The following is a 15,999-nucleotide window of genomic DNA, read 5'->3' as shown; positions in this document are numbered from 1 at the left end:
GATGCTCGTATCTACGAGATCACCAGTACTCCAAGTGGGCGACTTGTTGTTCTCCATCCGACGCAGCGCACGTCGCAGAACGATGGAGATTACGGTAGAACGCAGTGGTAACTTGGTTCTGTCTGCTCCGCCGGAGGTTAGCGAAGCGCAGCTGCGCGAATTTGTCTTGGAGAAGCGCTTCTGGATCTACACCAAGATGGCTGAGAAGGAACGTTTGCAGCGCCAGATTCCGCACAAGGAGTTCGTCGGCGGCGAGGGGTTCCTGTACCTCGGGCGCAGCCACCGGTTGAAGGTGGTAGAGGAGCAGAATGTGCCGCTGAAGCTCGCGGGTGGTCGCTTCTGTATGCGCCGTGACGCCATACCCACCGCGCGCGCGCACTTCATCCAATGGTACAGCACACGTGCGAAGGTCTGGCTATCGAGCCGAGTGGCCGACTGCCAATCGCGGATGGAGGTGCGGCCAGCGGGCGTGAAGGTGCAAGACCTGGGTTATCGGTGGGGTTCCTGTGGCAAGGGCGACTGGCTGTACTTCCACTGGAAGGCGATCCTATTACCGACACGTATTGCTGAATACGTGGTGGTACACGAAATGGCTCACATGCACGAGCCGCACCACACTCCCGCGTTCTGGTTACGTGTGGAGCGCGCCATGCCTGATTTCGCGCAGCGAAAGACTTGGTTGGCTGAACACGGAATTGATGTCGAAGGGATCTGAGAACCATGGCGGGCTATTTCACCACTGACCACTTCAAGCTGCTGAACAAATGGATGGGACAAAAGCGTGACGAATCAAACCCCGAGCAAAACCGCGCCTACGATGATCTGAAAAAGGCCTATGAGGTAACAGAGGAGTGGGCCAACAAGCTTAAGGCTGAGTTGTTTCCTGTGGGCCGCGTAGAGATTCGCAAACGGCCTACCAACCAAGGCAATAATTTCGCTGGCTACAATTGGGCAAAAATCTACCCTTCGCCCGAAGCACCGAAGGAGTTGGCCTACACCGTAGGCATCGATGCCAACGACGGCTTCGTGGTCAAGATCGATACCGTCGGACTGGACGAATCGGATGGGACGCGAAGAGCCTATCTAACGCTGCGCGGCACCTATAACAACTCATCCCCCTTTGTTACCAAACTGCCCGCAGGCGATGGTCTGGGAAAATCGCTGGACCAGCTCATTACGTGGAGTATTGAAGCGATCCGCAGCTTCAAGCTGCGCTACGACGAGGTAGTAACCAAGCTGGACCTGGGCATGACACTGAGTGACGAGGATCTCCTCAAGCACTTCGATAGTAAACCTGCATTCCAGACTTTCCGCGCCTCGTGGTCGCCACAAGACAAGGCGCTGTTCTGTCGATTAGCGCGAGCTGTCCACATGGCAGGTCTGGACTGGTGGCACATGAACAAAGGCGTCCAAGTGCGCTTTGGCCGCAAAAACCCCGGAAGTGAGCGCGCGGTCGGTGTGCTTGGCGTCATTCGGGGCACTCGGACCCGGAAGCTCTCATGGACACGGGAGGTGGGTGCGCTACCCAAGCTCCACCGCGAACCGTTGACGGAGGAACTCGTCTCGAAGATTGAAGCAGCCCTTTCAGCCGATCGTGGCTTACTCGACGACTGGACGGTACTTGAAACGGAGCGACCGGGACTGTGGCCAGATCAACTGCGTGACGATCCAGTGGAGCACGGCGATGATTCCGACGAAGACGAAACGCTCGATTCTGATGCAGTAAGGTTCCCGATTAATCGTATCTACTACGGTCCACCCGGCACAGGGAAGACCTACGAGTTATCGAAGCTGCTTAAGCGAGAGTATGAGCAGGCCATGACTTCCGTATCCAAGGAAGAGTGGCAAAATCAGTTTGTGGGCGAAAAAACAGTGAGCCTTACCTGGTGGGAAGCAGCTGCGGCTGCTCTCTACCATCTGGGGGGGAAAGCGAGTGTCGACACACTGCTTGATCACCCGTTCATGAAAGCTATTGCTGCCGTAAAGAGTGCGAACAAGAATGTGCGAAACACCGTTTGGGGCGCCCTGCAGTACCACACGATTGAATCATCTAAAACCGTCAAGATGAGCAAACGGATGGCGCCGGCAGTGTTCGACAAACTACCGGATTCGTCCTGGATACTTGCTGGGGATTGGGAGGACGCAGCAGCCGACCTGAAAAGGCTAGTGGACGAGTACGATGCCGGTCCACCCTCAGCCGAATACATCAAACGCTACAGTTTCGTCACCTTCCACCAATCTTACGGTTACGAAGAGTTCGTGGAGGGGCTCCGACCAGTTCTCGATGGCAATGCAGAGTCCGGTGAAATCCAATACGAGATCCGCGCGGGCGCCTTCAAGGATTTGTGCAGGAAGGCACGATTGGCACCGGATCAGAAATTCGCGATGGTGATTGACGAGATCAACCGAGGCAACATCAGCAAAATCTTTGGCGAGCTGATCACCTTGATCGAATCTGATAAACGCGAAGGAGCTAAGAACGCCGTTTCTGTGTCTTTGCCGTATTCCGGCGAAAGTTTTTCGGTGCCAGCCAATGTCGACATTATCGGCACAATGAACACGGCAGACCGATCCCTTGCGTTGCTGGATACCGCGCTGCGTCGCCGTTTCGAGTTTGTGTCGGTGATGCCGGACGCTCGCGATGAGCCAGGTGCGCCGCTCGCAGGCCTTCGGGTCAGCCTGGGCGAGCAGGTGGTCGATGTGCCTCGCATGCTTGATGCCATAAACCAGCGCATCGAGGTGCTCTACGACCGCGACCATTGTATCGGCCATGCGTACTTCACACCGTTGGCGCAAGTGCCTGATGGGGACGAACGATTTGTAGCATTGCAACAAGTCTTCAGCACCCGCATTCTGCCCCTGCTCGAAGAGTACTTTTTTGAGGACTGGCAAAAGATCCGTCTTGTATTGGCGGACAACCAGAAATCCCCCGCCGCACGTTTTGTTGTAGAGGGTCAAGATCAGGAGGACGATTTGGCTCGTCTGTTCGGCAGCGACCATGGCATGGACAGCTACTCCACCAAGCGCCAATACGCTGTGCAGGAGGCTGCGTTCTCTAATACGGATGCCTACATTGGCATCTACCATACGTTGTCGACCTGAATCGTGGGGGGGCGCGTGAGTGGTATCTCGATCTACGAATTTGACGTACTGATAGCAGCAACATCTGGGGACACGTCTTCCGAGGGTTTGCACACAATCCCGGACCAGGTATACGGATGGCTTGAGCGCCAATGCCTGCGGGCCACCAATGAAAGTGGTGCGCAATGGCTGCGCCTGACTCAGCGGCGTGGGCATCGTGTCGTTCAGGTCACCAGTTTTGTCGGAGTGATCCGTGCGCCGGACGGTTACCAGATCGAGGTGCTTCCCAAGGTCGGCAAAGCGATAGGTGGCGGTGCAATGGAGGCGCGTCAACTTCTAATCGAGATGCTCTGCTGTCTTCAAGGCTTTCGCCACATTCAAACCGACAGCGCCAAGCTCTCGGCTGCACGAATGCCCTTGCTGGAAGTTTTTATTGTCGAGTTTCTGCGTACAGTAGGGCATATCGTCAAACGAGGGTTGCGCAGCAACTACTCCTATCGGCAGGACAACCTGTTTGCACTTCGCGGCAAGCTGATGATCGCATCGCATCTGCGGAAAAACCTGTACAGGGCGGACCGTTTCTTTACAGAGCACGACGAGTTTTCGATTGATCGCCCGGAGAACCGCTTACTGCACGCAGCATTGCGACGAGTGCTGATGCTGTCGGCGTCTCAGGCTCATCAGCAACTGGCCCGTGAGTTGGAGTTCGTGTTTGCAGAGGTCCCTGTCTCAGCGCAGCCACGGATCGATTTCCAGCAGGTGCGTCTCGATCGGGGCATGGGTTACTACGGCGATGCGTTGGCTTGGGCGAAGTTGATCCTAGACGAGCAGTCCCCCCTGACAGGCAGCGGCGGTAACAATGCTCCGTCGCTGCTGTTCCCGATGGAGGCAGTATTCGAAGCGTTTGTATCCAAGCATCTCACGAAACAACTGGCGCGGTCGCTTGTCCTGAAAACCCAAACACGCAGTCATCACATGGTTCGCCATCGAGAGCAGAACTGGTTTTGTCTAAAGCCAGATCTTTTGATCCGGGATACCAACAAGGATCTGCTGGTCCTGGACGCAAAGTGGAAACTGCTGGATGGACTGAAGGCCAATGGCACGAGCAAGTACGGCCTCGCGCAAGGCGACTTCTACCAGTTGCAGGCCTACGGCCAGAGCTACCTGAATGGAACGGGGGATGTGGTGCTGATTTACCCCAAGACGGCCGCATTCGACCGGCCGCTATCAGTATTCGAGTTCCCTAAAATAGAGGGTCTGCGATTATGGGTGCTGCCCTTTTGCCTGAAGTCACGCCAGCTTTTGGTTCCGGGCGGCGCGCCGTTTACTGCAGTGTTCAAGGACACGCAGAGGGAAGTTACTTCCGGAGTTGAGCTGCCGACATTCGACTGACAACCTGTTCCACTCGTAGATCGCCAGAGCAGCAATAGCCAGACCGCCAACATGGCCTTGAAACGCATGGGCTTCGAGGGCCGGTTGGTCAGCTGCGGCATGCACTCCATGGCCAGCACCATCCCGAACGAGCATGGGTGGGATCCGGAGCTGATCGAAGTCGCGCTGGCGCATGTCGACAATGACGAAGTCCGAAGCGCTTAGAACCGAGCGGACGACATCGAACGCCGACGTACGATGATGGCTGGTAGGAGTGAGCACATCCAGAAAGCAGCAACGGGCAGCTTGTCGGTACCCGACATCAATGACGCCAGGAACCGCAATGTCGTGCCAATACGGTGAGCGCTCATCGGACGCCGCCGGTAACCGAAAATGACTCCCCAGATGGAGTAATGGTTGATTTGGCGACAGCGGCGACAGCGGCGACAACCCGCGTAATACCTGGCCTGTAGCATGACGACAGAGGTGGCGACTGTCGCCTTTGCAAGTCTCGCTCTTTGGGCCTTTCCGGCTAAGCCCATGCGGGCGGGAAGGCTCCGCATTCCCTCTCGCATGGGCTCACATTAAAAACCGACGAACGACCACCCGGCCATGTAATGCCACCGACTTCCAAGAATTTCCAGCGCTGCCGATTGGCGCAAGAGTCGCCCCCAAAATACTGTTGACCGCTAGCAGAACGAGCGCTAAACCAGAACCGTACAAGCGCTGTCCTCGACAGCACCCAGGTAGCCAGAACCTTTGAGGCTAAGCCACATCGTGGCGGTTCTCCCCAAGTGCGATTAGCGTCCGGCGGCTCGCACGGTCACAGCGATGTGATGGATGCCACTTCTTCCAGAATGCCCACTGCGGCAACTCATGCCCCCTCCTGGCTGCTCTGCAGCAATTTATCCGCTTGGCCATTTCTTGCGCCAAGTTTTTGCCCGTCTCTTTGCCCCCTAAAGAGACGGGCGCTCCTACCACTGCTGCAGCCCTGCTCGCACGGGTCTTTGCGGCTTTCCCCATCGTGACAATCGGCGTGACAAACACCGAATGCTCATTCGCCACAGCGATGCCGATGACGGTGCCGCAGCCCACGGAATGGACTGCACCTGACTGACAGTCAGGCATGCCCCAGTCATCAAATCACTGCCTTCACACGACTCAGGATCTCGCGGCGCTGGTTTCGTCAGCCAGTGCAGCCTCCACCCGCCCACCGCTATCGGTGTTCAGGAGGCCGGATCATGAGATGCCCAAGCTCCCGGTCGTAAGGAGCCGTCAGTCCCGCGTGAGTGGACAACCCTCACAGGTCGCAGGGGCCTTGATCCCTGATAACACTCAACAACCGTGGCGGGATGAGTGAGGACGAAGTCGATAATTTCAGGAGAATAGCGATGCAACTGTGCGAAGCGTTCGAGCCACCACAACCATTGCTGGAGGTCCAGCAGGCGCCAGTGCCCTACCCGGTCGAAGCACTCGGAGAACTGTTGGGCCCTGCGGTCGACCGACTGGCCGAGGTGATCGGCGTGCCCTGCGCCATGGCTGCACAATCGGTGCTGGCCAGCGCGGCCCTGGTGAGTCAGGGTCATGCCAATGTCCAACTCGACGGCCGAACCTATCCGCTGTCCCTCTACCTACTGACGGTGGCGTCCTCGGGTGATCGCAAAAGCGCGGTGGATCAGCTGGCACTGAAGGCGGCGCGCGATTGGGAGCGACAGCAGTGGACCCTGTACGCGGAGAAGCTCAAAGCCTATCGCGCCGCTACCAGCATCATGACCAAACCCAAAACTTCAAAGAAACACGCGGAGGCGGAAGGCAGTGAGCTATCCGAGCCGGTACCGCCGAGACTGATCATTGCCGAACCCACCATTGAGGCTCTGGTCAAAAGCCTGTGCCATGGTTTGCCCAGCATGGGCTTGTTCAATGATGAAGGTGGCCAGTTCTTGGGCAGCAGCACCATGAGCAAAGAGAACCTGCTCAAGGCGATCACCACCTTGTCGACACTGTGGGATGGTAGCCCGATCGACCGGGCGCGTTCCATGGCCGGAGAAAGCCTGCGCGCCTATGACCGCCGCCTCAGTCTGCATCTGATGCTGCAGCCCTACCTGGCCAACCAACTGTTCAAAGACCCGGTGATCAATGGCCAAGGCATCCTCGGCCGTTGCCTGATCAGTTGGCCCGAGCGCCTGGCTGGCCAGCGACTCTACAAGGCAATAGACCTGACCCGAGATGCCAAAGTCCAGGGCTACCAACAGCGGATCACCGCCCTGCTGCAAAAGCCCTGGTCGCTTCACAAGGATGGCTCACTCAATCCCGCCACGCTCGAGCTGACCGCCCGTGCCCGTCGTGCCTGGATTGATATTCACGACACCATCGAGTGCCAGTCTGGCGAGTTCGGCGAGCTAGCCGGCGTCCAGCCTTTCGCGGGCAAAGCCCCGGCGAATGTGCTGCGCATCGCGGGCGTGCTGGCCATGGTTGAAGAGGCCAGTCAGTTGGATGAAGCACACATCCAGCGCGCCTCCACGTTGATGGATTACTACCTGACCGAGATCCAGCGCCTGACCGAACAGGAGCCAGTCAATAGCCGACGCGAAGAGGCGGATCGGCTGTTGCGCTGGCTGGTGCAGAAAGGCTGGACCCACTTCAGCATCCGAGACGTCAATCGCAACGGCCCTCGTTTTGCCCGCAAGAGCGCTGACCATACCGCCTCTTTATTGGTCGTACTAATCACTCATCGCTGGCTAAGCAGTCGCGATGGAAGAACCTTCGAGGTACGCCATGTTCCGGCTCAATGACGCGGTGCGCTGCTACCAAGCGCAACATCAACCGCAGCCAGAATCGCGGCGTGTCGCCACCTCTGTCGCCACACTGTCGCCGCGCCCCAGGCCAGAAACGACTCGGGTTGTCGCCACTGTCGCCACTGTCGCAACACCACCACTTGATCCTGCCTACCTCGTCCTGCTGATTGAGCAACTGCGTGAGGAAGGGGCACTGCTGCAACACCACGAGAACACCCTCCTGATCCGCCCAACACACTGGCAGCAGGTAGACAGGCTCAGCCTCCACTGGAAAGCCTTACTGCTCTTTTTGCAAAAAAACGAAGACGGTGATGATGATGGCCTTGGTCGGTCGGCGTGATGGTCGCAACTTCGGCTACGGCCGCCAGCTGAGCTACGCCGGCCCGCAAGCGCTCAAGGACCTGTTTGCCGGTGGCCACTTCGCCACGGTCAAAGCGCATAGCGATCGCTGGCAAGCGTTCGTGCGTTGGTGTCGGTCAGAGGACGGCCCCGGTTACAACGATGCGCGTCAGATCGATCGACGGACGCTGCAAGACTACGCCACTTACCTGCGCCAGCAGATCCAGCAAGGTGAACTCCGCATCGCCACCGCGCAGAACCGCCTGAGCAGCGTCAACCGCACCCTCGCGGCGCTGCGCGGTGATCAGGACGTGAGGATCGCCAGCCCGAGTCAGGCGTTGGGACAACAGCGCTTGAGCGTACGCACCCGTGCGCCAGATGGCCAAGACCACCAACAGGTGCGGCGAGTACTCGAGGCGCTCGGCGAACAGCAACACGAGCGGGTGGCCGCGATTGTCCTGTTGGCCCGAACAACCGGTATGCGCCTGCGCGAAGCGATCTTGGCTGACCTGCCCCGCTTGCACCGCGAAGCCGAACACTTAGGCCGCATCAACATTCAGGACGGCACCAAAGGTGGCCGCTCAGGCGCTTCAGCGCCGCGATGGGTTGTGGCTAATGACGAGGTGAAGGCGGCGCTGCAGTTGGCTCGTCATGCGTCGCCACCCCATAGCCGCAACTTGCTGGCCCGAGACGAAAGCTACGCCGCGTTCCTGCAACAGACCGTGCTCCCCGCCCGTGAAACGTTGCATGAACACGGGCTGAAGGGCTTTCATGAACTGCGAGCGGCTTACGCTTGCGAACGTTACGAGCAGCTCACTGGCCACGCTGCCCCGATCAATGGTGGTCACTGCTATCGCATTGACCGCAACCTTGATCGACAGACGCGGCAACAGATCAGCGTTGAACTCGGGCATAACCGGATCGATGTGGTTTCGGCCTACATTGGAGGTCGAGCGTGACCAAGATCTTTGATATGACGCTGTTCCTGAGCGGCGTACTGTCCGGCTCGAAGGCCTCTCAGCAACGCCACCTACGCCAAGCCCGAATCATGCAAGTGGCCATTCAACAACGATGGCAACGCGATAATCCCTGGACTTGGCAGCTCAAGCATGTGCGCTGGTTTTTCACACAGCACCTAAAAGACCACTCCGACGCCACCCAGTACTACTATCGACTCACCACCCTATTGGTCTGGAAGCGATTAGGGAACGACCGAGAAATGCTGATCGGTCGCTCGAGTAATCGTAGGTAGGCAGTCTTCCAGGCTCACTTGTCCGCCGTCATCTATCTCAGCGTGGATATTTTCTTGCGGATGAACCTACTCGAAAAACTCCGCCGCAATGGCAAAAAAACGGCCACTCGCGTCATAGCTGGCGATGCAGACCACGTGTAGGCGGTGTAAGTAATTTTCTGTTTAAACATCTGATTTTTACGCAAGCGAAATCGTTGTCGCTATATTTTTTGCTGCACATAGCAGGCAGGTTTGACGCCAATCGCCTTACCCTTCAGTATTGGCCCATTGCGCCCCCCAAACAATTAATAAGTATTTACCGACTATGCACCTTAAGAAAATACACATAGATAATTTCAAGAACTATAGAAAAGCAACAATACATCTCGACTCGCATTTGAATGTTTTTACTGGAGTAAACAATGCAGGAAAGACAACAATTCTAGAGGCTGTGGCTTTATGGTCTGAGTGCTTCCGCATACTAATAACAAAAGCAAAACGCTCCGATACTCGATTAAGCATTCGCCAAGGCGACTATAGGCTTGGAAACAAACTTGGAAACTATATAGATCATCGTAAAATCACCTCTGTCAGGACATCAAAGTACGAAGATATTTTTTTCAACCTTAATATTTCATCACCTATATTGATTTCAGTAACCGTCACAGGACTCCCAGGAAATGATGAAATAGAAATTCCAATTATTATAAAGGCTGCCAACGGAAGCAATTACGAAATATTTCTAGATCGTCATGACAGTTTTGAATTTCAAAAGCTAAATACTGCATTCGAACATTTACCTCAGCCATTTTCAACTATATACGCTTCTCCTGTTGCCTCCTTGGTCGCAGGGGAGCAATTCAAACTATTGCCGCAAATCTCTAATAGCGTCGTCTCTCGCCAATCCTACATGGTATTGAGGAATAGGATTTCCAGACTAAAATCTGATGCGAATTACGAAGACTTTGAAAAAGACATATCAAAAATATTAACCGACGGTGCTCTCCCCGTTACCTTTCAAGTGAAAGGAGATATACACAAAGATGTGAGCGTTGATATAAATGTTTGCTTTGGAAATCACGACCAATCTAGAGATATATCCCTGCTTGGAAGTGGCACACTTCAGATCATTGAACTAATGCTTGCCCTGTATGAGGCGAGAACTGATTTGAATTTGGTTTTACTGGATGAACCTGACTCACACATCCACAGAGACATACAGAAAAGACTAATTCAGGTCCTGACAAGACGTTCAAACAACGCCCAGGTATTTATAACAACTCATAACGAGTCACTACTTAGAAGTACGTCACCAAGAAATATTTTTCATATCGAAAGTACTGGCGACGGAACAGCCAGCATCGAATATAAGCCAATTGTGAGTAACGGCAACGTGATGAGACACGCTGGCATTCAACCGACATTTCATTCCAGTGTGATTCGAATGCTTGGCAATGAAAACTCATTAGATTTATTAGATATAATTGAGGCCAGAAAGGTTATCTTTGTTGAGGGTGATGTTGATGCCAACTACATTAGAAAAATATACGAGAAATCAACAGGCAGAGACGCTCACGACATGGTCTTCTGGGCCTTTGGTGGAATCGACGCATTCCTTCAGAAAATCAGGCATTATAAAACTTTTATTGAAGGCATTAGCAGTTCGCAAACAATATGGGATAAATGTGTTGCTATCTTTGATTGCGATTACATAACCAGGAGCCAGATTGATGCTCTTGGCACCGGATTGCAATCGCAAATCAACTTGCCCAGCCATATCTGGGATTCGTACACATTTGAGTCGAGCATACTTAGCAATAAACAAGGCCTGGCCGAAATGTTACATCGAACTTTTGTGGCAAAAGGAGCAAACCCAAGCCTTGCTGATATTATGGCAGCAATTGATCAGGTTTTTGACGCTAAGGCCAATAGCAAAAGAGCAGCGCTATCTGACGACACTGCGTTTCAAAGCAGCATAACTGGACAGATCCAGAGCAGAGCTGGGAAAATTGAAAACGATCTTGGAGTTCGTGGAGTCATCACTGGAGGTGAGGCAAGGTACTTTATCAACTACAGCACCTATGCAAGAGCGGAGCTAGACGCCCGCAAAATCCACCATATCTGCAACAAGGATGACGTTGAAGAAATCATAAGTGAAATTGAAACTTCACTCGGCCTCTCATTAAACCCCGCTGGACTGCCAAAGATTGACATGCTAATAGACTCTTATGATTCAACAATAACCCTGGGCACATGGGATGAAATGGTTCGAAAATTAATTTAAATAATAAAGTTTCGCAATATCGGTCGCACTACTGGAGGGAGCGCCTCATTTTTCCAAAATAATTTGAACATGATTTTTGGTCGCTTTCTACTTCATGTAATAGATCGATCTCGGCCGGTAGCGACAGGCAGAAACCGATCCGCAGTGGACGGTCACGAAAGGCAACCAATGGTCGAAACCAGCCAAGGATAAGCGGTTGGTTCGGCCCAAAATGGACGAAGCCGGCCAAATGAAATCCATTTAGCAGGCCTCATCATTACCAATGTGATCAGAAAGCCCCTCGCACGGTAAGGATTTAGTTACGCGGCGTGCTGTGTTAGCGCCCGCTAGTGTCCTCGTAGTAGATCCGGTCGAAGATGTTGCCGTTGACCGAAACGCGCCAGTACTTGTCGAACTGGTAGCTGGCGAAGGTGTCATGGCTATTGGCCAATCCTCGATGAGTGCCTGATAGACTGTTAGTGTCGGCGACGATCAGCTAGCGAGTCGCGCTGCCTGCGCTCAAGCTTCGGATGATGGGATTACGATGGATTATTCAAAGATCAGAGGAAAGGAGTTCAGCCAGCAGCAATCCTTCGAGGAGCTTGTGTGTCAGCTGGCAAAACTCGATACCCAAGAGGTATCGGCGCGATTTCGTCGGGTTGACGGCTCGGGGGGGGATGGCGGTGTCGAGGCCTATTGGCTATTAGATGACGGCAGCAAGGTAGGCTACCAGGCCAAGTTTTTTCTCCGCTCCCGGGACATCGGATGGGCGCAGATTGATAAGTCCGTAGAACAGGCTCTCAAATGCCACCCCGAACTGAAAACGTACGTCGTTGCCATTGCCTGCGACTTGACTGACGTTGGTGAGACAGGGAATAAGAGCCCGCGCAAGGGCGGCCGGCAACACTGGGAAAACCACAAACAGGTATGGGAAAAGCAGCGTTCCGACGCCGGCATGCCTGCGGTGGACTTTATTTTATGGTCCGCCTCTGACCTGAATATCCAATTGCTCAAACCCATCGCCGAAGGCTTGCGTTACTACTGGTTCAATGAAGCCGAGTTCTCATCTGCCTGGTTCAAACAGCAAGTCGACCTAGCAACTACATCCCTAGATGAGCGGTATCACTCGCAGGACCACGTCGAAGTCCGAATCGAGCGTCTGTTTAAAGTCATGTTACGCGACGATGAAATCAAGGCTGAACTCGAAAGCGCGCTGGCGGCTATTGCTCAGGCGCGCAATCTCACGAGATCGCTGGGAGCGTTACCGGATAATGAAATTCGGATTCACCTATCCAACGTTAAAACCCATGTGGCGTCGTTATCTGCATTGACGGAAAACCTAGGTGCGCCTGCCTCTTGCCCTTGGTTCGACGGCAGTTATGAGGACACGCTTAGCGCTGCTTTACAGTGCCTTCAGTCCATGAAGACATGGAGTTGGAATTACAGTAAATTTATAACTAACCTTGATCAGGATCTAGAGCGCGACTTAGAGTATTTTCACCAAGCGATCTTCCATCTGGATCAAGCCTTCAGCAACCTTCAGAAAATTCTCTCTAACCCTCACTTCAAGGCAGAGCAGCAAGGCGTTGCATTATTGAAAGGCAGGGCAGGCGTTGGAAAATCCCATCTGCTGGGAACGATGGCTGACAAAGCCGTGGCGGACGGCAGACCGGTAATCCTGGTGCTTGGGCATCTGTTGACTGATCAAGAACTGTGGTCGCAAATGACCCATCGATTGGGGTTGGGATCCCTGCCTCCTGACGCCTTCCTTCAAGCATTTGACGCCGCCTCGCAGGCCGCCAGACAGCGTGGCTTATTCCTGGTGGACGCGATAAACGAAGGCGTTGGCAGCCATTTTTGGCACAAGGAAATTTCAGCGTTTTTGCGTCGTCTTTCGAGATTTTCAAATATCGCGGTGGTTATCAGTTGCCGAACTGAGTACATGCCTTACGCGGTGCCCGAAAGTGTGCGTGAGCAAGTGCCAATCTTCGAGATCCGTGGGTTTGATACCTACCCGGAGCAAGTAAACGCCGCACGGGTCTACATGAGCAGGCAGGGCCTTTCTCAGCCCAGCATCCCATGGATGGCTGCAGAATTTGTGAATCCATTGTTTTTGCGCAGTGCTTGCTTGGCATTGAAGCGAGAAGGGCTCACCCAGTTCCCCAAGGGGCTTAAAGGCACTTGGAAAATTTTTAAATTCTACTTGAACAGCGTGGCTAAGCATCTGGGTGTTGGTCGCGATGGCGGTGACGAGTTGGTTGGCCCAACGTGGAAATCGTTGTTACTGATTGCTCGGCAAATGGTTACCAATCGGCGCGATTATGTCTCGCGAGCGGAGGCCGTCAACATCGTAAGAGGACAATTTTCGGAATTTCCGCAGCCTACCAATCAAAGCTGGTTCGAGGTGCTACATCGCAACGGGTTGTTGCGCCTTGATCCAGACCCTGATTCCTTGGATGAGGCCGAGGAAGACGATATTGATCTTCCCCTTGATGAGATTGTCAGGTTCAGTTTCCAGCGCTTCCAAGACCACATGATGGCGGCCTCGTTGCTTGAGGAAGTCAAAGATATCCGCGAAGCATTAGAGGTCGGAAACCTTGCGTTTATCCACCAGGGTCGGAGAATTAACTCCATGTGGATGGGGTTGGTGGAGGCACTTTCGATCCAGATTCCAGAACGCTTCAGCGTGGAGTTTCTTGATGCCTTACCCCCCGCGCAAGGAAAGTGGCGGCCAATAGGTTCACTAAGCCGTCTGTTTGTGCAAAGCCTGAGATGGCGCAGCAAAGAGGCCTTCAGCGAACGCACGCGAGTGCTGTTCAATAGCCTGCTGACACGTGACCCTGAGTATTTTGATGTTATCATTGAACTGGCTGTTGTCCCTGATCACCCATGGAATGCACAAGCGCTGCATACAAAGCTGATGAGTCAGAGTCTTGCCGACAGAGACGTCAGTTGGTCGGTTCACATCAACAGATGTTCAACCGATGCCGGAGGCGCGCTGGACAAGCTCTTCAAGTGGTGCCTGCTGGAACAGTCTGCCAATACCGATCCTGAAGTCCAGTCTCTGTGTGGTATCGTTCTGACCTGGTTGCTCACCTCAAGCAACCGGCTGGTCAGGGATATTGCCACTAAGGCCTTAGCCTCCCTGCTAATTGCCCGACCGGACTTGTACCGCAACTTATGCGAAGCATTTGCTGGGCTGGACGATGTGTATGTATTGGAGCGCCTGCATGCAGCGGCGTATGGAGCCTGTTGCAATGACCCAAATACAGACCGCCTGCAAAGCTTTGCCAGCACTGCTTACCTTTATGTATTCGATACAGCAGACACTCCCTTGTCACTGCTTCTGCGTGATTACGCTCGGGGAATAGTCGAGCTGGCAGTCTCGCAATCTTGCCTCGCCACGTCAGTCGCCCTAGCCAAATGTCAGCCACCTTATCGATCCGCACCACCCCAGCTGAACGTGACGCAGACGATGCTTGAACGAGCCGTTGCACGTGCGGGTCACAACGAAATAGAGATGGCTTGCACAGGCGTCCTCGGAACCTTCGGCAGCTATGAAATAGTGCCTGTGATCAAGCGGTTCTTGAGCGCGCCGATGCATTCAAGCGCCGGGGGGGCAGACAGTTCGCATTCGCTTGTGATCGAGCATAAAGCAGCCCAGCGCTGGATTGCCAAGCGGGCATACGACCTGGGATGGACTCTGGAGAAATTTCCACCTGACGAATCTGAGGAGCTTGAATATTCACGAGACAGGCCCGTTGTTGAGCGGATCGCAGAAAAATATCAATGGTTGGCCCTAAATGAATTGCTCTGTCGGTTGGCGGATAACCATAAGCTGGACATGCCGCCGGGACCGGAGATGTATCGCACCCCAGCGGATATTGGCTTCCAACGGGATATTGATCCAACCTTGCTCAACATCGATGGCGCTGGCGACATGCGTAGTGATGACTGGGCTTTCGATCCACCACTGGCCTTTAACCACGACGAAGAAAAGGACGTGTTGCAGTGGCCCGTGCGGGATAATCCCGCCGAATTACTCCCAGAACTCGTGTGCCGCACTGACCCTGATGGTAAGAAGTGGTGGGTGATGTATGAGCGACGCGTACTCTCCAACCTAGACGACAAATACGAAGCGCCTGAACAGGGTTTGCGGCAGCAGGAATTTCGACGGATTCTTCCGGTTATCGTGAAAGACAAAGACCGCCGTCAATTTGTCGAGCTTTTCTGCAAGTCAGGCGCTGTCGATGATGCGCGCTGGAGGGCGCCAACACGTGACAGCACTGCCTATCTGCGCGAAGTGTCGTGGCGTACGACCTGGTGTCAGCAGCAATGGCTGCGTCATCAATTTCCTGGAGGCGAGACGGTCGAATATGCGTTACCGACTTGCGGCTATCACTGGGAACATGACCTCGATCTTTCCGTCCCACATGGCGTTTATGCACGCCCCCCCGCTCCTTGGCTGGCCAGGGAGCTGGCACTTGTACCGCTGCGCAATGACCACTGCACTTATGTCGATCTTGAGGGCGAAGCGCTATTCGTCAACGGCCATCGCTTCAGGGGTGACAATTACGCATTGTGTGAGCAAGCATTTTTTCAGGGATATCTGGCCCGCAACGAACTTCAGTGCCTGTGGATTTTTGTCGGCGAAAGGTCAGTATGGCCAGACGGTAAAGACACTTGCACGGTGCAGCGGCGTTACGAAGGTATTCTCTGGCACGATAAAGGGGGCAATTCAGTCTTTAAGGCCTGGCAATCCGACTGAGAGTTGCGAAAGGGGGGCGCTAGGCACCCCCAGAATCCTACAAACAGCTCCTAAATAAAAAGACTGCGCAATTCTCCATGCGACAACGCAACCTGATCGACACCGACCTGGCGGCCATCGAAGCCGACTTTGAGGCGTTGCATCGATCGCG

Annotated in this window: 9 protein-coding genes and 1 pseudogene; all 10 read left to right on the top strand. The window is 54.2% G+C overall.

Annotated elements, in window-relative coordinates; translation table 11 throughout:
* Nucleotide 1 precedes the first annotated feature (1 nt).
* The gene (locus AC1DIH_RS16335) at nt 2-715 is read left to right on the top strand and encodes a M48 family metallopeptidase (protein WP_460368298.1); all 714 of its coding nucleotides are present in this window, start codon (nt 2-4) and stop codon (nt 713-715) included.
* A 5-nt stretch (nt 716-720) separates the two neighbouring features.
* Nucleotides 721-3,102: an AAA family ATPase gene (locus AC1DIH_RS16330; RefSeq protein ID WP_477772469.1), complete on the top strand. Its 2,382-nt coding sequence runs from the start codon at nt 721-723 to the stop codon at nt 3,100-3,102.
* A gap of 15 nt (nt 3,103-3,117) precedes the next feature.
* Nucleotides 3,118-4,473 (top strand): McrC family protein, encoded by a 1,356-nt coding sequence (locus AC1DIH_RS16325; protein WP_477772468.1) that lies wholly within the window; start codon nt 3,118-3,120, stop codon nt 4,471-4,473.
* A gap of 21 nt (nt 4,474-4,494) precedes the next feature.
* A pseudogene (locus AC1DIH_RS16320) lies at nt 4,495-4,815 on the top strand (integrase); the annotation flags it as partial.
* Between the two features lie 1,028 nt (nt 4,816-5,843).
* Nucleotides 5,844-7,244, top strand: a complete 1,401-nt coding sequence (locus tag AC1DIH_RS16315) for a YfjI family protein (RefSeq protein WP_477772467.1) — start codon at nt 5,844-5,846, stop codon at nt 7,242-7,244.
* Nucleotides 7,228-7,587, top strand: a complete 360-nt coding sequence (locus AC1DIH_RS16310; protein ID WP_460368306.1) for a hypothetical protein — start codon at nt 7,228-7,230, stop codon at nt 7,585-7,587. Before AC1DIH_RS16315 ends, AC1DIH_RS16310 begins: the two co-directional genes overlap by 17 nt.
* Nucleotides 7,565-8,545: an integrase domain-containing protein gene (locus AC1DIH_RS16305; RefSeq protein ID WP_460373088.1), complete on the top strand. Its 981-nt coding sequence runs from the start codon at nt 7,565-7,567 to the stop codon at nt 8,543-8,545. The genes AC1DIH_RS16310 and AC1DIH_RS16305 overlap by 23 nt, the downstream gene beginning before the upstream one ends.
* Nucleotides 8,542-8,838: a hypothetical protein gene (locus AC1DIH_RS16300; protein WP_460368308.1), complete on the top strand. Its 297-nt coding sequence runs from the start codon at nt 8,542-8,544 to the stop codon at nt 8,836-8,838. The genes AC1DIH_RS16305 and AC1DIH_RS16300 overlap by 4 nt, the downstream gene beginning before the upstream one ends.
* Nucleotides 8,839-9,142: 304 nt before the next feature.
* Nucleotides 9,143-11,101: an ATP-dependent nuclease gene (locus tag AC1DIH_RS16295; RefSeq protein ID WP_477772466.1), complete on the top strand. Its 1,959-nt coding sequence runs from the start codon at nt 9,143-9,145 to the stop codon at nt 11,099-11,101.
* Between the two features lie 523 nt (nt 11,102-11,624).
* Nucleotides 11,625-15,848, top strand: a complete 4,224-nt coding sequence (locus AC1DIH_RS16290) for an NACHT domain-containing protein (protein ID WP_477772465.1) — start codon at nt 11,625-11,627, stop codon at nt 15,846-15,848.
* Nucleotides 15,849-15,999 lie beyond the last annotated feature (151 nt).

The sequence above is a fragment of the Pseudomonas sp. 05N36 genome (assembly GCF_056397385.1).
Note: the sequence above shows the minus strand (reverse complement) of the source record. Positions and strands in the feature narration are given on the sequence as shown.